The following is an 18,794-nucleotide window of genomic DNA, read 5'->3' as shown; positions in this document are numbered from 1 at the left end:
CCCTGAAGCTCGAAGCTCAAGTGAGCCGGACGGGGGTTCGATTCCCCCCAGCTCCACCAGAGTGCGGATGCGCGTTGCGTCCGCAGTCTCGTGGGGCTGACTGGTTTCGACGGCGCATGGCGGTCGAGGGCGACGATCCGAGAGGCGACTGCCGTAAGCAGAGCAAATCAAGTAACTGCTAATGACAGCATTTACCTGAAGCAGGCCTAAAGCCCGCTTCGGAGTAGCCCGAAAGGGTTTCCCGGCCCCTGCAGGTTCTGCAGGCTCGGCAACAGAAAGGCCGGGACCTCGCGTGTCGCGCGCCGCTCACTGCGCGCACTTGAAGCCCCGCGCGCAGCGGCGCATCATGCCGCCGTGCCCCACGTTGCACCCCGCCGCCGATTCATGCGCCTCGCTTTGGCCGGGCTGCTTCGACGAAGCGCCGCGCTGGCGCTGCTCGTCGTTGCCGGCTGCGCCCTCCCCGGCAGCAATGGCGCGCTGTTCCGCCCCGAGCCGCACTCCACAGATTGCCAAGCCTATGTGGGCGCGGACCGCAACGCGGTGCTGCCCGGTTACCGGCTGCCCACCGCACAGGGCGGCACCGTCTGCGTTCCCTTGCTGCTCACGGCCAATCGCCCGCCGCCGGGCTACCAGGGCCGCGACTTCCACGTCGACGAATTCACCGACGCCCGACTCAAGGCGCGCTGGCATTCCTGCAAGGCCGATGCCTCCTGCTTCCAACGCATCGATGCCCAGATGCAGCGCTGGCTGCCGTCCGACAGGGAGCGTGCGCGGCGCTCCACCGGCACGGTCGATCCTTCCGTCCGCATCGACCCCGAGGGCGAGGTGGACCTGCGCCGGATTCGTCGCCCGGCCTTCTTCGCGAAGGCGCCGTACCGCGAATCCATCGCAGGAGCCGAGCCGCGCACCTACACCGTCGAATTCAGCGTGCCGTGCGACACCTTCGAACGCATCGAACTGAAGATGCAGGACTCGATCAAGCTGCGCGGCTGGTACATCGAAGGTGCGGGCGTGGACGACGGCCAAGGCGGCCGCCTGCACGCGCTGGTGATCATGGCCAATGGCGGTGGCGGGCAGATGACCGCCATGGGCCAGCGCTGGTGGCGCGAGAACCTGCAGGCGTTGAACGCTGCCGGCTTCGACGTGCTGGCCTACGACCGCCGCGGCGAGGGCATCTCCGGCGGCGTCAGCGACATCCACACGCTCGAACAGGGCGAGGACGTGTTCCGCGTGCTCGAGCAATTGGAAAGCGGCCGAGGGCTGCGCATGCTCGCGCCCTCGGGCCAGTTGCTCGAAGGCGATACGGCCGGCGGCCGGCTGTTGGCCGGCATGAAGGCAAGGCAGATTCCAATCCTGCTCGGCGGCTACTCGCGCGGTTCCATGTCCACCGCCTGGGCGATGACGAAGAACTTCGTCGAGTCCTGCAGCTACGACATGCCTGTCGTCAACTGCGCGCCGCCCAAGGGCTACACGAACATCAAGGGTGCGATCCTGCTCGCCTCCTTCGCGAGCGGCGCGGGCTATGTGCCGGCCGCACCCGACCTGGCCGATCGCAACCTGCTCCTCGGCGGCATGGCAGCCGAGCACCACATCGTCTTCTATCCCAACTCCGCCACGCTCGCGGGCATGGCGCGCTGGCCCGCCGCGTTCTTCGGCAAGGGACTGTGGGACCGTGCCGAGAGCCTGGAGGGCACCATCGCCGCCTACGACCGCATCCGCGGGCTGAAGGAAATCGTGGTGGCGCGCGGCCCGCACTCCATCGAGACATGGCACCGGGACGACCAGCGCTACCTGCATGAACGCATGGTCGCCTTCGCGAAGGCGGCAGTGACGGGCGCCCCAACGGTGCCGAGCGCCAGGCCATGGACCGACCTCAGGAGCCTGGTCGCGACCACGGCCGAACGCTGGGAAGCCTCTTCGCGGCCCCGGAAAGCTGGTCCGACAAGCACGCGCTAAGACCATATAAAGACTATATTCGGACCTCCAATGCAAAGGACCGACATGCGCTATTCGTCTCACGTCAAGCCGATCAGCTACCTCAAGGCCAACGCCGCCGACGTGCTGATGCACCTTGCCAAGGAGCGTGAGCCGCTGATCATCACCCAGAACGGAGAAGCCAAGGCAGTGCTGCAGGATGTCGCCTCGTTCGAGGAAACCCAACAGACGCTGGCGCTGCTGAAGATCCTCGCGCTAGGCAATCAGGAGGTGGCGGCCGGCAAGGTGAAGCCGGTATCTGCGGTCGTTGCCCGTCTGCGTGCCAGGCGAGCAACGGACTGATGGCAGACGCTCCACCGACGTTCGAAGTCCTTCTCACCGAAGGCGCCGAGCAGGACCTGGAGTCGATTCACAACCACATCGCCGACCTCGATGGCGTTGCCAGGGCCAACGGCGTGTTGGACCGGCTGTTGAAAATTGTCGAAAGCCTCTCGCGCTTTCCGGAACGTGGCAGCTACCCGAAAGAACTGATTGCATTGGGCATGAGGGAGTACCGCCAAACCTCTTTCAAGCCCTACCGGGTGATCTACCGCGTTACGGCCGGCCAGGTGATCATCTACGTGATCGCGGATGGCCGAAGGGACATGCAGTCCTTGCTTGCGCGGAGGCTGCTTGGCGCCTCCTGAGCGTGGATCAGGTCGAGGCGGTCGGCCACATTCCTTCCAGGATTTCGGCCTCTTGATTGCCGTGCTCTCCACCCGTTCAGCCCGCTCGCCGAAAGGTCAGGTTGATGCGGCAGGCACCCGTCACGGGATGAGTGCCCTCCTTCACCGGTAGCACTCCGTGGTAGTGCAGGCGCGACGGCCCGCCCCACACCACCACGTCCCCGTGCGCGAGCGGCACGCGTCGCGCCTTGTCGGCGCGCTTCGGTCCGCCGAACAGGAAGACGGCCGGCAGGCCGAGCGAGACGGAGACGATCGGCCAGTCGTAGTTGCCTTCATCACGATCCTGATGCAGCGAGAGCCGGGTGCCGGGCTCGTAGCGGTTGATCAGGCAGGCGTCCGGTGCAAAGCCTTCGAAGCCGCCCGCGCGCGCGGCGGCCGCAGCCAGGTCGACGAAGGCAGCGGGCATCGCGGGCCAGGGCCGGCCGCTGTCGGGATCGTTCGCGTCGTAGCGGTAGCCGCTGCGGTCGGAAACCCAGCCCAGCCGGCCGCAGTTGCTCATCGCCACCGACATGCGAAAGCCGCCGGGCGTGACCAGATGACGCAGCGGTGCCAGCGCCAGCACCGCTTCGACCCCCGCCAACAGCGGCCCTTCGTGCGGTCGCGCAAAGCCGCGCAGCAGCACCGCGCCGGGCGCGAGGGGCTGCGTCGCCGGCAGCACGGGCGCGTCGAGATCGTCGAAGAGATCGGGCGTCATGGGGTCAGGCGGCATCGTGAAAGATGATGCCCGCCGTATGCCGATGCCCCGAGCGCACCCGGCTCACGCCATGCCGCAGGTTCACGCGATAGACGCCGCGCGTGCCCTGCACCGGCCGATGGTGCACCGCGATCACCGCCGCATCGCCCTGGCGCAACGGCAGCACCATCGGACGCGACTGCATGCGGGGGCGCTGCTCGGTCATGACGAACTCCCCGCCGGTGAAATCGCGGCCCGGCTCCGACAGCAGGATCACCAGTTGCAGTGGAAACACGTGCTCGCCGTAGAGATCCTGGTGCAGGCAGTTGTAGTCGCCCTCGCCGTATTGCAGCAGCAGCGGCGTGGGCCGCGTCTGCCCCGCCGCATGGCAGCGCGCGATGAACTCCGCGTGTTCCGGCGGGTAGCGCACGTCGATGCCCATGGCCTCGTTCCAGCGGTTCGCGATCGGCGCGAGCTGCGGGTACGTCTCTTCGCGCAGGCCCGCCAGCCGCTCGGGCAGCGGGTAGTCGAAGTACTTGTATTCGCCTCGCCCGAAGCCGTGTCGCTCCATCAGCACGCGGCTTCGGAACAGCGGATCGAGCGGATACAAGGCCGCGAGCGCCTCGCACTCGCCGCGCGACAGCAGGCCTTCGATCAGCGCGCTGCCCTCGGCATCGAGATCCAGCGCCACGCGGTCCCAGTCGATCATGCCGGCTCGGCCTCTCGCTTGAGCAGTGCGCTCTTTCGCTCCACGCCCCAGCGGTAGCCCGAGAGGGCGCCGTCGCTGCGCACCACGCGATGGCAGGGAATCGCCACCGCCAGCGCGTTGGCGCCGCAGGCCTGCGCCACCGCGCGCACCGCCTTGGGGCTGCCGATGCGCTCGGCAATCTCGGCATAACTCGCCGTGCTGCCCGGCGGGATGTCGCGCAGCGCCTGCCACACGCGCTGCTGGAAGGCCGTGCCGCGCACGTCCAGTGGCAGGTCCAAGCCCACGCCCGGTGCCTCGACGAAGCCCACCACCCGCGCCACCAGTTGCTCGAAGACCGGGTCGCCGCCGATCAACCGCGCCTGCGGAAAGCGGTCCTGCAGCTCGCGCGCCAGCGCGTCGGGGTCGTCGCCCAGCGCGATGGCGCAGACGCCGCGTTCGCTCCGCGCCACCAGGATCGCGCCGAGCGCGCACTGGCCGATGGCGAAGCGGATGTCGGTGTCGGCGCCACCCGCGCGAAAGCGTGTCGGCGTCATGCCCAGGACCTCGTTCGAGCGCTCGTAGAAGCGGCCGTTGGAGTTGTAGCCGGCGTCGTAGATCGCGTCCGTCACGCTCCCGCCGCGCCCCAGCGCTTCGCGCACGCGCCGGTCACGATGTGCAGCGGCGTAGGCCTTGGGCGTGAGCCCCGTGACTTCCTTGAAGATCCGATGGAGGTGAAAGCTGCTGAGCCCCGCGCGCTCGGCCAGTGCGCCGAGCGTTGGCGTCTCGTCGGCGTTCTCGATGAAGCGGCACAGCTCGGCCACCTGGGCCGCCTGCTGCGCGGCACGCGCCGGCTGGTCCGGCTTGCAGCGCCTGCAGGGCCGGAAGCCCGCACGTTCCGCATCGGCAGCTGTCGCGTGGAAGGCCACGTTCTCCGGACGCGGCTGGCGCGCCCCGCAGGACGGCCGGCAGTACACGCCGGTGCTGCGTACCGAATAGAAGAACCGCCCGTCGGCCGCGGTCTCGCGCGCGACCACCGCCGCCCAGCGCGGGTCGCTCGCGGTCCGGAGGGCACGGATCTCGTTGGGGTTGCTCATCATGTTCATCACAAGTCCTTTCGGGGCATTCATGGATCGATGCGCCGGATTCTGGAGATCGGCCTCCGCATGCGCACTCCGGGTCTTGCTTTCGAATTGGATCCGTGATCGTAGGACAAGGCCCCCGGCGTGGCCTGGGGCTTGCGCCTTCCGCCTACGGGGTGCCGGTCCGAGCCTCGTTACCATGTTGGCCGATGATTGATCGCCGTTCACTCCTCACCGCCGGTGGCGCCTCGATGGCGCTGGCCGCCCTCGGATTCCCTGCAGATGCTCTCGCGGCAGGGGGAATCAAGCTCAGCCAACCCCGTCCTTTCTCTTTCGAACGTCTTGTTACCGAAGCCAAGGCGCTCGGGGCTCGACCCTACGTGGCCGACACCTCCCTGCCCCCCGAAGTGCTGCAGCGCATCGACTACGACGCGCACGGCAAGATCAAGTACAACCCCGATCTCGCGGTCTTCCGCGATGGCCCAGGCCAGTTCCCCGTCACCTTCTTCCATCTGGGCCGCTACTTCCAGGCGCCGGTCCACATGTACGTGACGGAGGCTGCCAGCGGCGACGGCTTCGCGCGCGAGATCCTCTATGACAGCGCCTATTTCACGATGCCGGCGGACAGCCCCGCGCGCCAGCTGCGCGAGGGCGCCGGCTTCGCCGGCTTCCGGCTGCAGGAAAGCCGCCTGGGCGACCAGAAGAAGCTGGCCTGGCAGACCAACGACTGGGTCGCCTTCCTCGGCGCCTCCTACTTCCGTGCCATCGGCGAGCTCTACCAGTACGGGCTGTCGGCGCGCGGCATCGCGCTCGACGCGGCCATGCCCGACCGGCCGGAAGAGTTTCCCAACTTCACCCGCTTCTATTTCGAGCCCCCGGCCACCCCCGACGCCAACACCATGACGGTGTATGCCCTGCTCGAAGGCCCCAGCATCACTGGCGCCTACAAGTTCGTGATGCAGCGGACCAAGGCGGTTCTGATGGACATCGAGGCGCGCCTCTTCCTGCGCCGCGACGTCGGCCGCCTCGGGCTGGTGCCGCTGACCTCGATGTTCTGGTATGGCGAGACCGTCAAGCCGACCGCCATCGACTGGCGGCCCGAGGTACACGACTCCGACGGCCTCGCGATCTGGAACGGTGCGGGCGAGCGCATCTGGCGCCCGCTCAACAACCCCACGCAGACACGCGCCTCGGCCTTCAGCGACACGCGCCCGCGCGGCTTCGGCCTGCTGCAGCGCGACCGCAACTTCGACCACTACCAGGACGGCGTGCTCTACGAGAAGCGGCCCAGCCTCTGGGTGGAGCCGCAGGGCGACTGGGGCGAGGGCTCGGTCCAGCTGATCGAGATCCCGACGGATGACGAGATCCACGACAACATCCTGGCCTGCTGGGTGCCCAAGGCGCCGGCCAAGGCCGGTGCCAGCTACCAGCTCAAGTACCGGCTGCACTGGACCGACCAGGAGCCCTTCCCGTCGCCGCTGGCGCGCTGCATCGCCACCCGCCTGGGCCGTGGCGGCGAGCCGGGTACGCAGCGCCCTGCGGGGGTGCGCAAGTTCATGGTGGAGTTCATCGGCAAGCCGCTCGAAGCCATTCCCTTCGGCGTCAAGCCCGAGCTGGTCCTCACGGCCTCGCGCGGCAAGTTCTCCTACATCTTTGCCGAGGCGGTGCCCAACGGCGTGCCGGGCCACTGGCGCGCGCAGTTCGACTTCACGGCCGAGGGCATGGAGCCGGTGGATATGCGGCTCTACCTCAAGAACGGCGACCAGACACTGACGGAGACCTGGCTGTACCAGTACCAGCCTGGGTGAGGACTCTCGGCGAGCCGGTTCTACGGCTCGGGCCGCGCTCTTGGTGATGGAATGCGAGTTTGAACCTAAGCATGCTCTTGCAATGGCTGCGGAAAGCTGCGGAGGTTTGTATCCACATTGCAGGTGAAGTCACAGTAGCTTGGCGCGTACAAACGCGCTGCGGATCGCTTTGCTCTCAAATACGCCGCATCTCTCGAGAACTTTAAAGGCTGCTCCACAAGCATTCGATGTCCTTCGTATATGGCTCTCTGAGGTAAAGGCATCAGCAACGATCTCTTTTACATCATCTTCCGGCACACCTAGTAGCGTGAGCACCTGATTGTAAAACACATCATCTGAAACATGGTACGCAAGAAAAATCTGGGGTAGCAAGGTGCCAAGATTCTCTTTGGCCTCTTCGTCCAGTTTCGGCCACATAAGCTCAAACAACCGGATGACATATCGGGAATGCACCCACTCGTCCTCTAGGTGCGCAAGCAACATGGATTGCATCACGGACACCCCAGTACTGCGCATAATCTCCATGATTTCCTTGGAAATCATGGTTTCCCCCACGAATCCAACCATGAACCAAGCTCTATCTTTCCATTCAGGTGGTATAGATGACATCAATGTCTCTATGGCGCGGACTTTGACGCCACTGGACATGTCTGCTGTTAGTCCAAATGCTTTTCGGATCTTCATCGCCGCACTCGCTGAGAAGTAAGCGTGATATCCCTCATCCGTATAAAGCTTGAGCGCCTCCAATGCAACCTGACTCGAAAAGTATTTGCTCAACCGATTCTCGGAAATAACCTGCACTGCGACATTGATGACCCGGGTCTCAGCAAGTGCGACCTCTTCTAGAAAGTGAGCCAGTCTGGCCGCATATAGGCTGTTTTTGAGATCAACGCTGCAACCTGCGATCAACCGATGGCTAAGCAGTTCATCTTCCCGCCCCAAGACGAACCACCTAATCCCCCTCAGTTCAGCGGTATCGCCAGCAAACTCGAAGTCCGTAAGCGACGGCTTTGCTCTGACTGCCGAGCGGGATAGCCAGTCATCAAATGGCTCATCGCTTGGCGCACTCGCACGCTGCGATTTCTGCTGGCTCGTGCCAATCTGTTTATTGATCATGCTGCACTCTCCAATTTCATCTGAAATTCATTAATCATTGCCGTAGCCAAATGATTCACGTTCTCCGGGGCGAGCAGCGAGAAATGACTGCCCGGCACATCGATCCACTTCACCGGCTCGCCAACCCACCGCTTCAATGCATCCTGCTTGACCTGCAGCAAACCGCCGGCCGCAAGCCCCTGCTCCGCCAAGACGGCGACAACACTTCCACCGAAGGTGCCTGAGGGCTTGTACGCCACATAGCCTCGGATTTGGCGTGCGGCCAATCCTTCCATCGACGGTAAGGCTCGGTGCCAACGAAGAAGCGAGAACCGCTGCAGATCCGCCTCCATTGCGAGTGGCTTCACTTTGCTGACCGCTGCAACCAGGGAACTGTCCAGTAGCCAGAGTTCAACGTCTCTACCATTGCGCTGGAGAAGCCGTGCTGTTTCGAAAGCAACAGCGCCGCCGTACGAATGTCCGGCCATAGTGACAGCCCTCGTCGGGGTCCGCTCTTCTATAGATCTTGCATAGTCAGCGGCGATTGCGGCGATGCTCGTTTGATGAGCGCCGATTTGTGCGGCGCCGGGCTCGAAACAAAGAACTTGGACCTGACCGCTCAGCTTCCGCGCTAAAGGAAAGAACCAGTTGGAGTTCAGCCCAAGGCCAGGAACAACATATAGTGCGCACGGTGCCGCGGAGTTGATAGCGATAAGAGGCGTTGCATTGCTAGCAACGGTACCAGCGGGTGTTCCAATGAAGGATGCCAACCGGCTAATCGTTCGCAGCTCGAAGAACTTTTCCAGTGAGACGTGGTAGCTCAATCGCTCTCCGATCTGGTCGATCGCGTCGATAGCGAACTGCAAATCACCGTCGAGGTCGAAGAAGTCATCCTGAATCCCTACATCGCGCTGTCCCAGAAGTTCGGCCCATATGGTCAGTAGCGTCGCTTCCAGCGACGCCTGCATTGTTGCGGCAACTTTTGTGCTGGTCATATGGGTTTCAATCAAGACTTGGCGATCTACTTTCCCATTGCTGGTTCTAGGAACGCTTGACAATATCTTCCAGCTCGCCGGTATGTATGCTCGTGGTAGACGATCTTTTACCCACTGGCGCAAATCCTCCACCGTCACGGCCGCGTTCGGCCTAGGTACGATAAATGCCCAAAGTCGCTTTCCTGTTGTTGCATCCCCTTGGGCAATCGCAACAGCCTCTCGCACAGCGCTGTGGGTCATCAGAACTGCCTCAATCTCCCCGATTTCCACTCGCACACCACGGATCTTTACCTGACCATCGTCCCGCCCCAAAAACAGGAGTTGCCCGTCTGGCAAAAGCTTGACACTGTCACCGGTTCGATAAAGCCGGCTGCCAGGCTCGCCAAACGGATTGGGAATGAACCTCTCGGCCGTGAGGGCTGGCTGGTTGAGGTAGCCACGAGCCAGCCCCACACCTCCTATATAAAGCTCACCCGAAATGCCGATCGGCACAGGCATCAGATCGCTGTCAAGGACATGAACCTGCGTGTCCGCAATCGGGCGCCCGATGGGGACAATGCCATCTGCATTGCGGGGAATTTCCATGCAGAGGGTGGAGTACACGGTGGTCTCTGTTGGACCATAGCCATTACACATTCGCGTCTCAGTTGGCAGGCAAGCAAGCACGCGAGTGCTCAGAGGTTCGACGCCGAATAGAAGCTTCTGTGGAAGCTGATTTCCCGTACTCATTAGCTCCGGCAGCTGTCTAGCGAGATGTGGCGGAATATATGCCGTGCTGACACCCGCTTCCGCCGCCCATGCCAGCTGACGGGCGGGATCGAGACGAATTCTCTCCGGTGCGACGGCCAAGCTAGCCCCGTTGGTGAGAGGCAGTAACAACTCCCACACTGAGACATCAAAGACATATGACGTCCAGAATGCAAAACAATCGTGCCTGCCAACCGGCAGCCGCCGGTTCCAGTCTCCCAACAAATTGACAATTGACTCATGCGAGATCAGTACACCCTTCGGGTTTCCCGTGGAGCCGGATGTGTACATGCAATACGCCAGGTGCTGGGAAGTCGCCACGGCGGGCAAGCGAGCTAGCGGTAGCGTCACCAGCAGCTCGCGATCACTATCGAGGCGAATCATCTGACAGCGGTCACCCAAAAGAGCTGCGTAGCGGCTCGTCGTAACGACAATGCGACTGCCACTATCTTTGACGATGTGTTCGATCCGCGCAGGGGGAAAGGCGGGGTCTATCGGCAAGTACGCGCTTCCGGCTTTGAGAATTGCCATCAAGGTGACCACCAAATCCACGCTGGCGTCAAGGCACACGGTGATCAGACAATCTGAAGCTGCGCCAAGATCCCGTAGATGGTGGGCCAACTGATTGGAGCGCTTCTCCAGGTCCTCGTAGCTCAGACTTAGCTGCCCTTGCGTCACCGCTGCGGCATCGGGCTGCCTGTCTACCCATCTTTCAAAAAGCTCATGCACACAATGCGTCGGTGAGAGCTCACCAGGCACATCGATGAGGGGAGAAGTTTCCGAATCACCCTCGATGGGGCACTTGAAGCTATCCGTGCCGCGTTCCTCATGCACCGCCGACCAGGATCGGGGTATCGCCGGACTCGCCCGATGCGCGCTTGCGAGTGTCGGCTTAGGCCAGTTGTCTCGCACGTAGGCTAAGCAAGCCTCCCTTGCCCTCGCACAGGACTGCACAGACCATCCCGAAGGAATAGCCTTCCCGTAGGGCCAGATGGAATACTGCCCCGCGCCGTTCCTGACCACGACGAAATCACCAGTTGTCATGATTCCAACGAATTTCTAGCGATCGATTGGGAATGCCTCAGAACGACCGGGCACGACAGACCTTACTAGCTATTCCTTCGGAATGATGGCTAGGATGCTATCAATCAATGCGGTCCGCGATTCCAGCTTCAGCGTCCGAAAGTCTGCGTCGTCGAAAACCGTATCGAGTCCTTCCTCTAGTGCGACCAGTATGCGCATCTGATCAAGAGAGTCTTCCACGATCATGTACGGTGGGCTGTCCAGCGGCACACCTTTCGACGTTGCAAGCTGTACTAACTTTTTTTCAACGACTAAGGTCAACTTTTCCATATGACATATCCCTTAATAAAATTGAGCAATCCTGTAGTAATAAACGCAACCTTAGCAACGTTCAGCGCTGCGCCGCGCTTGGACGAGCACCAATACTTCGGGTGTGATCAAAGCATTCCGCCGGCTGCCGCGATTACTTCGCACGCGTCTCGAGCGAAGCGTTCGAGTGTTTCGTCCTGGCTTGCCGTAGATACATACATGGTCTCCTCCACGTCCGGCGTCAGGTGGTAGCCCCGCGTCCGCATCTCCTGATAGAAAACGGTGTAGCTCTCGCGCGGCTGGCGCTGTACATCGGCGTGCGAGCGCACCGAGGTGCCCCTCGGCAAGAAAAGGAACGCGAACACGCTGCCCCATGCGCGCGAACGTAAAGTCCAGGGCGTTGGCCGCCCGATGGCGATCTATGGCGCTTTCCAGCAACGCGCCCTTGCGTTCGAGCTCGGCGTAGGTTTCCGGTTTAGCGAGTTCTGCAAGCGTCGCGAGGCCAGCCGCCATCGTCAGCGGATTGCCCGCAAATGTGCCGCCCTGCAGCATCTGCTCGGTGTCCAGCAGGGCCATGATCTCCCGCCGACCGCCGAACGCGCCGATCGGCGTGCCACCTCCGATAACCTTCCCGAAGGTCGCGATATCGGGCTCCACACCGAGCAGGTTGCTCACAGGGCCATAGTTGAAGCGAAAACCGGAAATTACCTCGTCAAACACCAGCAGCGCGCCTTCGCGATCGCAGATGCGGCGCAGATCCTGGAGAAAGCCATCCTGTGGCAGGACCAGCGACATGTTGCAGGCCACCGGTTCCAGCACGATCGCAGCGATTTCGCCGCGCGCTTCCGCGAAGGCACGCTCCACCATCGCAGCATCGTTGTACGGCACGAGGATGTTCGACCGCATTGCCGCGGGATCTAGCCCTGCATCGCGCAGGACCGCCTCATCTTTGTTCTGGACCAAATCGAAGTGGCCATGGTATCCGCCCAAGAAGCGCAAGATCTTGGTGCGGCCAGTGTAGGCGCGGGCGAGGCGGACAGCGGACATCACCGCCTCGGTGCCGCTGCAGACGAAACGGATTTGCTGCAGATAGTTCTCGCAGCCCACGTTTATCGAGGACATGCTGGGGATGATCAGCACCCACATGCTCAGCCATGAGCCGGGCGTACAGGGTTTCGTCGCAGTCCTCGCCCTCGACCCCGTTGAAAGCGATCGTGAACGCGGGCAGCGGCGCACCAGCGATGCGGGATGCGATGGCTAGGATGGCCGAGGAGTCGACACCGCCGCTTAGGTAATAAGCAATGGGAACGTCGGCACGCATGCGTAGGCGGACCGCCTCCTCAAGGCCTTCGCGGACTCGCTCGATCACGACGCCCGGGCACTCTGGCGTCGTAGCGACATCCTGTCGAGGATAGGCAAGGTCCCAGTACTGCTTAATGTGGACGCCCCGCTTGGTGCCAAGGCAGTATGTTCCGGGGGGCAATGACTTGATGCCCTTGAAAAGGGTACAGTTGCTGAAACTAAAGCTTCTTGAAATATAGCTTTTCGTGTCCCAGATGGCCGGCACGCCGGCCGCGACCAGGGATTTGACTTCAGATCCGAAATAGAGAACGCCATCGTGTTCCGCATAGAACATCGGCTTAATTCCGAAACGGTCGCGGGCGGCAAATATGCGCTGCTTGTTTCGATCGTATAGGACGAATGCAAACTCGCCACGAAGACGCTCCAGACAATCCGTTCCGTGCTCTCGATAAAGGGCAATCAGGGTTTCGCTATCGGATCGGGTCTTGAACTGGTGGCCACGCGCCTCTAACTGAGCTCGAATAACCTCGTAGCCATAAAACTCGCCATTGACGACAGCGACAATCGAATCGTCGTGCGAAGTTAGCGGCTGGGCTCCGCCGTTAATATCGATGACACTCAATCTAGCATGCCCGAGCGCAGCATTGTGTGAGGGATCGAGCCAAATGCCATTTCCATCAGGTCCTCGGTGGGAGAGTTGACTTAAGCCATTGGAAATCTTCTCGCGCACCCGATCACACGACCAGTCGCACTTAGCAGCAGTATTAAACAACGCGATAAGTCCACACACTCCTCATCCCTCCCCTATCGGAGTGCCGAAGCGCTGGACACAGAGCCGCGAATAATGGCAGGCCAACAAGAGCCCGCGCGAACGTCGCCATGTATTTCCTCCCGTTACGATTTTTTGATGCCGGCGATCATAACCACGACTACCGCATTGCAATAGCAGGCAAAAGTTAAGCTAAGTGCACTAAATTGAATTTCAATTAAACCTTTCGTCCTCCACCGCACCCCACTCCATCGCCCTCGGACCTTTCGTCCAGGTTTGGATGCATTTGGCCGATGAAGAAAAAGCCGAACAAGCTCCTGCTCCGAGAGCTGCGGACCATCGCCCAGGGCCTGGGCAAGACCCTGGCCTCTTTTGCGAAGTGGTGGTGCACGACCTCAGCCATCTGAAGAACGCCATCTTCGCGATCGAGAGCAACCTGAGCGGATGCAGCGTCGGGCAGCCGGCGACGGAGCTCGGTCTGGCGCGCATCCGCAACCCGGAGTACCCGGCTGTCATAGGAACGCCGGCTACTTGGACATCCGCCGCGGCATAGAAATCGCCGCGGCGCACATGGGCGTGTCGCGCGCCACGATGTACGGCGACGCGAAGTAGGCGCCCTTCAGATGCGCGATGGGCGCCGATGTCATGGCCGCGTCACTCGGCGGCGGCATGGTCCGGGCTTTCATCACAAGAAGCCTCCGGACCATGCAACGCATCGCATCTCCCTTCTCTTTCATCGCCCTCGCCGCCGCCCTGGCCTGCAGCCAGGCGAGCGCGCAGACCGCCTACCCCGCCACGCTCGCCGGCCATGCGCTGATGCCGGCCCAGACCTTCATCGCCGCCCCCAAGGATGCGCCTGCCGACTTGCAGGTCAGCGGCAAGTTCACCACCGGCAAGCGGGTGGAGAAGATCGGCAGCGTGGAAGGCCTGTCGGGCGGCCGCGGCACCGGCGTCTCGGTGCCTTTCAAGGGCCAGCCGGTCCAGGGCCAGTCGGGTATCAAGAAGATGGAGGACGGCAGCTTCTGGGTGCTCACCGACAACGGGGCCGGCTCCAAGGCCAATTCGCCCGACTTCATGCTCTACCTCAACCACTACAAGGTGGACTTCAAGAGCGGCCGGTTCAACCGCCTGGGCACGGTGTTCCTGCACGACCCGGACAAGAAGGTGCCCTTCCGCATCGTCCATGAAGGGACGAAGCAGCGCTACCTCACGGGCTCCGACTTCGATCCCGAGAGCTTCCAGTTCGCCGGCGGCGCGCTGTGGATCGGCGAGGAGTTCGGCCCCTACCTGATCAAGGCCGACCCGAAGGGCAAGGTGCTCGCGGTGTTCGAGACCCAGGTCGACGGCAAGGCCGTGCGCTCGCCCGATCATCCGGCCGTGACCACCCCGGGCGCACCCGGCGGTCCGGTCGACTTCCAGGTCAAGCGCTCCAAGGGCTTCGAAGGCATGGCCGCCTCCAGGGACGGCAGCAAGCTCTACGCGCTGCTCGAAGGCCCGGTGTGGAACGCCGAGGCGAAGGACTACGAGCGCGTCGACGGCAAGGAGGCGCTGCGCGTGCTGGAGTTCGACGTGGCGAGCGAGAAGTGGACCGGCCGCCATTGGAAGTACCCGCTGGAAGCCAACGGCCATGCCATCGGCGACTTCAACATGATCGATGCCACCACCGGCCTGATCATCGAGCGCGACAACGGCGAAGGCACGCCGGACAAGGCCTGCCCCGAAGGACAGACGCGCACCGACTGCTTCCACGACCTCGCGAAGTTCAAGCGCGTCTACAAGATCGAGATGAGCGATGCCAACGCCGGCCAGGCGGTGCGCAAGATCGGCTATATCGACCTGCTGCAGATCGCCGACCCGAACAAGCTGTCGCGCAAGCCCACGGTCGAGGGCGTGCTGAGCTTCCCCTTCTTCACGATCGAGAACGTCGAGGTGGTGGACCCGACGCACATCGTGGTCGGGAACGACAACAACCTGCCCTTCTCGAGCAGCCGGGAGCCGAACAAGGCGGATGACAACGAACTGGTCTTGCTGGAGGTGGGGGAGTTCTTGCGGGCGAAGTGAGGCAGCGGGCGTCTCGAAGATCGAGCGCCCTCACCCACGCTTCGGGGCAACTCAGCGCTTCGTCACCGAGATCAACTCGATCTCGAAGTTCAGCGTCGCATTCGGCGGAATCACCCCGCCGGCCCCACGCGTCCCATACGCGATGGCGGGCGGGCAGGTCAGCTTGGCCTTGCCGCCGGGCTTCATCTTCTGCACCCCTTCGGTCCAGCACGGGATCACGCCGTTGAGCGGGAACTCCGTCGGCTCGTTGCGCTTGTAGGAGCTGTCGAACTCCTTGCCGCTGTCCGGAAAGGTGCCGCGGTAGTGCACCTTGACCACGTCCGTGGCCGCGGGCGAGGCGCCGCTGCCCTCTTTCAGCGACTGGTAGACCAGCCCGCTCGGCGTGGTGACAGGCGCCGTCTGCGCCAGCGCGATGGGCAAAGCGCACAGGGACACGAGGGCTGCGGTGGTCAGGCGAAGAAAGGAATGCACGTGACGGTCTCCCGGATTGGTTGAAAACAGTCCATTATTTACCCTTGGCTGAACTCTTCTCTCGGCAGAAGCCAGATGCGCTACCGGACGACCCTCCATTCGCAAGCCTTCGCGTTCGACGACCTCCGGCAGGTCATGGCCTTCGCCAGCTCGGCTCGATCCGGCGACTACCTGGCGGGCATCGGCGCAGCCACCGCCCAGCAGCGCATCGCGGCGCGCCACGTGCTGGCCGACACGCCGCTCGCGCAGTTCCTGACCGAGGCGCTGATCCCCTACGAAGAGGACAACATCACCCGCCTCATCATCGACGGCCACGATGCGGCGGCCTTCGCGCCGGTGGCGCATCTGACAGTGGGCGACTTCCGCAACTGGCTTCTTTCGGATCAGGCCAGCACGCAGACGCTGACAGCGCTCGCCCCCGGCCTGACGCCGGAGATGGTGGCCGCGGTCTCCAAGCTCATGCGCAACCAGGACCTCATCGCCGTGGCGCGCAAGTGCTGCGTGGTCACGCGCTTTCGCGACACCATCGGCCTGCCCGGCCACCTCGCGGTCCGCCTGCAGCCCAACCACCCGACCGACGACCTGCGCGGCATCGCCGCCTCCATGCTCGACGGCCTGCTGATGGGAGCCGGCGATGCGGTGATCGGAATCAACCCCGTGACCGACAGCCTGCATCACCTGGGCGAGCTGCTGCGCATGCTCGACGAGGTGATCCAGCGCTTCGAAGTGCCGACGCAGAGTTGCGTGCTGACCCACGTGACCCATGCGGTCAAGCTCGTGGAGTCCGGCGCGCCGGTGGACCTGGTGTTCCAGTCCATCGGCGGCACCGAGAAGACCAACCGCTCCTTCGGCATCACGCCCGAGCTGCTGGACGAGGCGCACGCGGCGGCGCAGTCGCTCGCGCGCGGCACGGTGGGGCGCAACCTCATGTACTTCGAGACCGGCCAGGGCAGCGCGCTCTCGGCCGATGCCAACTTCGGGGTTGACCAGCAGACCTGCGAGGCGCGCGCCTATGCGCTGGCGCGCCGCTACCAGCCGCTGCTGATCAACACCGTGGTCGGTTTCATCGGACCGGAATACCTCTACGACGGCAAGCAGATCATCCGCGCCGGCCTGGAAGACCATTTTTGCGGCAAGCTGCTGGGCCTGCCGCTGGGCTGCGACGTCTGCTACACCAACCACGCCGAGGCCGACCAGGACGACATGGACACGCTGCTGGTGCTGCTCGGCACCGCGGGCATCAACTTCATCATGGGCGTGCCGGGTGCGGACGACGTGATGCTCAACTACCAGAGCACCTCCTTCCACGACGCGCTCTTCCTGCGCGAGTCGATGGGGTTGAAGCGCGCGCCCGAGTTCGAGGCCTGGCTGCAGCGGATGCAGGTCACCGATGCCGCGGGCCGGCTGCAACCGCCCTCCTCCAACCGGCTGCTTGCGGACATGCGTTCGCTGAAGGCTTTGAAATGAGCGATCCTGTCACGCACAGCCCCTGGGCCGACTGGCGCAGTGCCACGCCCGCGCGCCTCGCACTCGGCCGCGCCGGCGCAGGCATGCCGACGGACGAGGTGCTGCGGTTCGGCTGGGCGCATGCGATGGCGCGCGATGCGATCCATGCGGCCCTGGATATCGACGCCCTCGAGGCCGCGCTGCGCGCCGAAGGCTGGGAGGTGCTGCGGGCGCGCAGCCGCGCGCACGACCGCGCGACGTACCTGCGGCGCCCCGACCTGGGCAGGCAGCTCGACCTGGACGATGAAGCGGCCCTGCGCGCGCGGGCAAGCTCCCCGATCGATCTCGCCATCGTGATCGGCGACGGCCTCTCTTCCGTGGCCGCGGCGCGCCATGCGCTGCCGCTGTTGTCCGCCTTGCGCCCGCAGTTGCCCGCCTCGCTGAGGCTCGCCCCGCTCGTGATCGCCACGCAGGCCCGCATGGCGCTCGCCGACGAGGTCGGCGAAGCCTTCGGCGCTCGCCTGGTCGCGATGCTGATCGGCGAGCGCCCCGGGCTCAGCTCGCCCGACAGCCTTGGCATCTACATCACCCACGCGCCGCGCCGCGGGCGGCACGACGCCGAGCGCAATTGCATCTCGAACGTGCGCCCCGAGGGGCTGCCTTGCGAAGCAGCGGCCTTCAGGCTGGCCTGGTTCGTGCGCGAAGCGCTGCGCCGTGGCCTGACGGGCGTGGCGCTCAAGGACGAAAGCGCATCGGCTGTCGTCGCGCTGGAGGATCCGCATCCGGGAATCGGCCCTTCGGGCTCCTAGTCTCTTCCTATGATGGCCGTTTTGCCGCAAGCCCAAGGAGATGCCATGACCGCCTCGCGCTACCCCCTCGCCGAGCTCAAGGACCTGCCCGAAGACATCCGCGCCAGGGTGCTCGAGGTGCAGGAGAAGGCCGGCTTCGTCCCCAACGTGTTCCTCGCCCTCGCGCGCCGCCCGGCCGAATGGCGCGCCTTCTTCGCCTACCACGATGCGCTGATGCTGAAGGAGGACGGCTCGCTCACCCAGGGCGAGCGCGAGATGATCGTCACCGCCACCAGCGCCGCCAACCGCTGCCTGTACTGCGTTGTGGCGCACGGCGCGCTCTTGCGCATCTACGAGAAGAAGCCGCTGGTGGCCGACCAGGTGGCGGTCAACTGGCGCAAGGCCGACATCACGCCGCGCCAGTTTGCGATGCTCGAGTTCGCGATGAAGGTGTGCGAGCGTTCGCACGAGATCGACGACAGCGACTTTGCGCCGCTGCATGCGCATGGGTTCAGCGACGAGGACATCTGGGATATCGCCGCCATCACCGCCTTCTTCGGGCTTTCGAATCGGATGGCGAGCTTCAGTGGGATGCAGCCGAATGCGGAGTTCTATTTGATGGGACGGGTGCCTAGGGACAAGAAGTAGGGCTTGTCTTCTTGCGTCCTCTCTTTCTGGGAGTGGATGCGGGCACCTGGCCTTCTGTTTGTACGGTGCGCTTGGGTTGAGTCCGGAGCCGGGATTTCGCCCCGGCGGGCGAGTCACTTTCTTTGTCTCGCCAAAGAAAGCATGTTCATGTTCATGTTCATGTTCATACGTGTTCGCATGCATCTGTTCCAGGCCTCGCGCAGCGAGGCCGTTGGCGGCCGAGCGAAGCAAT

17 protein-coding genes and 3 pseudogenes are annotated in these 18,794 nt (G+C 63.6%); 9 read left to right on the top strand and 11 right to left on the bottom strand.

Features of this window, described 5'->3' with window-relative positions; all coding sequences use genetic code 11:
• Positions 1-384: 384 nt before the first annotated feature.
• From APY03_RS29080 to APY03_RS29070, 3 genes are read left to right on the top strand one after another with little or no spacing between them, the layout of a single operon-like run.
• Positions 385-1,956, top strand: coding sequence for a hypothetical protein (locus tag APY03_RS29080; protein WP_068682468.1), 1,572 nt, complete (start codon positions 385-387; stop codon positions 1,954-1,956).
• A 45-nt stretch (positions 1,957-2,001) separates the two neighbouring features.
• Positions 2,002-2,277, top strand: coding sequence for a type II toxin-antitoxin system Phd/YefM family antitoxin (locus APY03_RS29075; RefSeq protein WP_068682467.1), 276 nt, complete (start codon positions 2,002-2,004; stop codon positions 2,275-2,277).
• The gene (locus tag APY03_RS29070; RefSeq protein ID WP_068682465.1) at positions 2,277-2,621 is read left to right on the top strand and encodes a type II toxin-antitoxin system RelE/ParE family toxin; all 345 of its coding nucleotides are present in this window, start codon (positions 2,277-2,279) and stop codon (positions 2,619-2,621) included. The genes APY03_RS29075 and APY03_RS29070 overlap by 1 nt, the downstream gene beginning before the upstream one ends.
• 76 nt (positions 2,622-2,697) lie before the next feature.
• Here APY03_RS29070 and alkB read toward each other — a convergent pair whose 3' ends face one another.
• From alkB to ada, 3 genes are read right to left on the bottom strand one after another with little or no spacing between them, the layout of a single operon-like run.
• Complete coding sequence (gene alkB, locus APY03_RS29065; protein WP_068682463.1) at positions 2,698-3,354, bottom strand: DNA oxidative demethylase AlkB; 657 nt, start codon at positions 3,352-3,354, stop codon at positions 2,698-2,700.
• A gap of 4 nt (positions 3,355-3,358) precedes the next feature.
• Positions 3,359-4,042: a 2OG-Fe(II) oxygenase gene (locus APY03_RS29060; RefSeq protein WP_083944630.1), complete on the bottom strand. Its 684-nt coding sequence runs from the start codon at positions 4,040-4,042 to the stop codon at positions 3,359-3,361.
• Positions 4,039-5,118: a bifunctional DNA-binding transcriptional regulator/O6-methylguanine-DNA methyltransferase Ada gene (gene ada, locus APY03_RS29055; RefSeq protein ID WP_443082853.1), complete on the bottom strand. Its 1,080-nt coding sequence runs from the start codon at positions 5,116-5,118 to the stop codon at positions 4,039-4,041. Before ada ends, APY03_RS29060 begins: the two co-directional genes overlap by 4 nt.
• Positions 5,119-5,309: 191 nt before the next feature.
• Here ada and APY03_RS29050 point away from each other — a divergent pair, with 191 nt between their 5' ends.
• Positions 5,310-6,908: a glucan biosynthesis protein gene (locus APY03_RS29050; RefSeq protein ID WP_068682461.1), complete on the top strand. Its 1,599-nt coding sequence runs from the start codon at positions 5,310-5,312 to the stop codon at positions 6,906-6,908.
• A gap of 129 nt (positions 6,909-7,037) precedes the next feature.
• On the opposite strand, the gene APY03_RS29045 is transcribed toward APY03_RS29050, so the two are convergent.
• The 6 genes and pseudogenes from APY03_RS29045 to asnB all read right to left on the bottom strand — a co-directional run.
• Entirely contained in the window at positions 7,038-8,024 is a 987-nt protein-coding gene (locus tag APY03_RS29045) for a diiron oxygenase (protein WP_068682459.1), read from the bottom strand.
• Positions 8,021-10,579 (bottom strand): non-ribosomal peptide synthetase, encoded by a 2,559-nt coding sequence (locus tag APY03_RS29040; protein WP_232324459.1) that lies wholly within the window; start codon positions 10,577-10,579, stop codon positions 8,021-8,023. The genes APY03_RS29045 and APY03_RS29040 overlap by 4 nt, the downstream gene beginning before the upstream one ends.
• A gap of 84 nt (positions 10,580-10,663) precedes the next feature.
• Positions 10,664-10,789, bottom strand: a pseudogene (locus APY03_RS45755) (MbtH family NRPS accessory protein); the annotation flags it as partial.
• A gap of 69 nt (positions 10,790-10,858) precedes the next feature.
• Positions 10,859-11,098, bottom strand: a complete 240-nt coding sequence (locus APY03_RS29035; RefSeq protein WP_068682456.1) for a hypothetical protein — start codon at positions 11,096-11,098, stop codon at positions 10,859-10,861.
• A 51-nt stretch (positions 11,099-11,149) separates the two neighbouring features.
• On the bottom strand, positions 11,150-12,199 hold the full coding sequence (locus APY03_RS44725) for an aspartate aminotransferase family protein (protein WP_232324458.1): 1,050 nt from the start codon (positions 12,197-12,199) through the stop codon (positions 11,150-11,152).
• 37 nt (positions 12,200-12,236) lie between these two features.
• Positions 12,237-13,109: pseudogene (asnB, locus tag APY03_RS40750) on the bottom strand (asparagine synthase (glutamine-hydrolyzing)); the annotation flags it as partial.
• A gap of 332 nt (positions 13,110-13,441) precedes the next feature.
• Between asnB and APY03_RS40745 the strand changes: the two are divergent.
• A pseudogene (locus APY03_RS40745) lies at positions 13,442-13,677 on the top strand (PAS domain-containing protein); the annotation flags it as partial.
• Here APY03_RS40745 and APY03_RS45750 read toward each other — a convergent pair.
• Positions 13,676-13,834, bottom strand: a complete 159-nt coding sequence (locus APY03_RS45750; protein WP_162487098.1) for a hypothetical protein — start codon at positions 13,832-13,834, stop codon at positions 13,676-13,678. The pseudogene APY03_RS40745 and the gene APY03_RS45750 sit on opposite strands and share 2 nt — an antisense overlap.
• A 19-nt stretch (positions 13,835-13,853) precedes the next feature.
• Here APY03_RS45750 and APY03_RS29020 point away from each other — a divergent pair, with 19 nt between their 5' ends.
• The gene (locus tag APY03_RS29020; protein ID WP_068682450.1) at positions 13,854-15,209 is read left to right on the top strand and encodes an esterase-like activity of phytase family protein; all 1,356 of its coding nucleotides are present in this window, start codon (positions 13,854-13,856) and stop codon (positions 15,207-15,209) included.
• A 51-nt stretch (positions 15,210-15,260) separates the two neighbouring features.
• Here APY03_RS29020 and APY03_RS29015 read toward each other — a convergent pair whose 3' ends face one another.
• Complete coding sequence (locus APY03_RS29015; RefSeq protein ID WP_443082851.1) at positions 15,261-15,680, bottom strand: FKBP-type peptidyl-prolyl cis-trans isomerase; 420 nt, start codon at positions 15,678-15,680, stop codon at positions 15,261-15,263.
• Between the two features lie 75 nt (positions 15,681-15,755).
• Between APY03_RS29015 and APY03_RS29010 the strand changes: the two genes are divergently transcribed.
• From APY03_RS29010 to APY03_RS29000, 3 genes are read left to right on the top strand one after another with little or no spacing between them, the layout of a single operon-like run.
• Entirely contained in the window at positions 15,756-17,147 is a 1,392-nt protein-coding gene (locus APY03_RS29010) for an ethanolamine ammonia-lyase subunit EutB (RefSeq protein ID WP_068682448.1), read from the top strand.
• A complete protein-coding gene (gene eutC, locus APY03_RS29005) occupies positions 17,144-17,935 on the top strand; it encodes an ethanolamine ammonia-lyase subunit EutC (RefSeq protein WP_068682446.1) in 792 nt (263 codons plus the stop codon). The genes APY03_RS29010 and eutC overlap by 4 nt, the downstream gene beginning before the upstream one ends.
• 45 nt (positions 17,936-17,980) lie before the next feature.
• The gene (locus APY03_RS29000; RefSeq protein ID WP_068682444.1) at positions 17,981-18,562 is read left to right on the top strand and encodes a peroxidase-related enzyme; all 582 of its coding nucleotides are present in this window, start codon (positions 17,981-17,983) and stop codon (positions 18,560-18,562) included.
• Positions 18,563-18,794 lie beyond the last annotated feature (232 nt).

This window comes from Variovorax sp. WDL1, assembly GCF_001541225.1.
In the GTDB taxonomy this organism is placed as follows: Bacteria; Pseudomonadota; Gammaproteobacteria; order Burkholderiales; family Burkholderiaceae_C; genus Variovorax.
The sequence above is the reverse complement of the archived record's forward strand: the minus strand, read 5'-3'. Positions and strand labels throughout refer to the sequence as shown.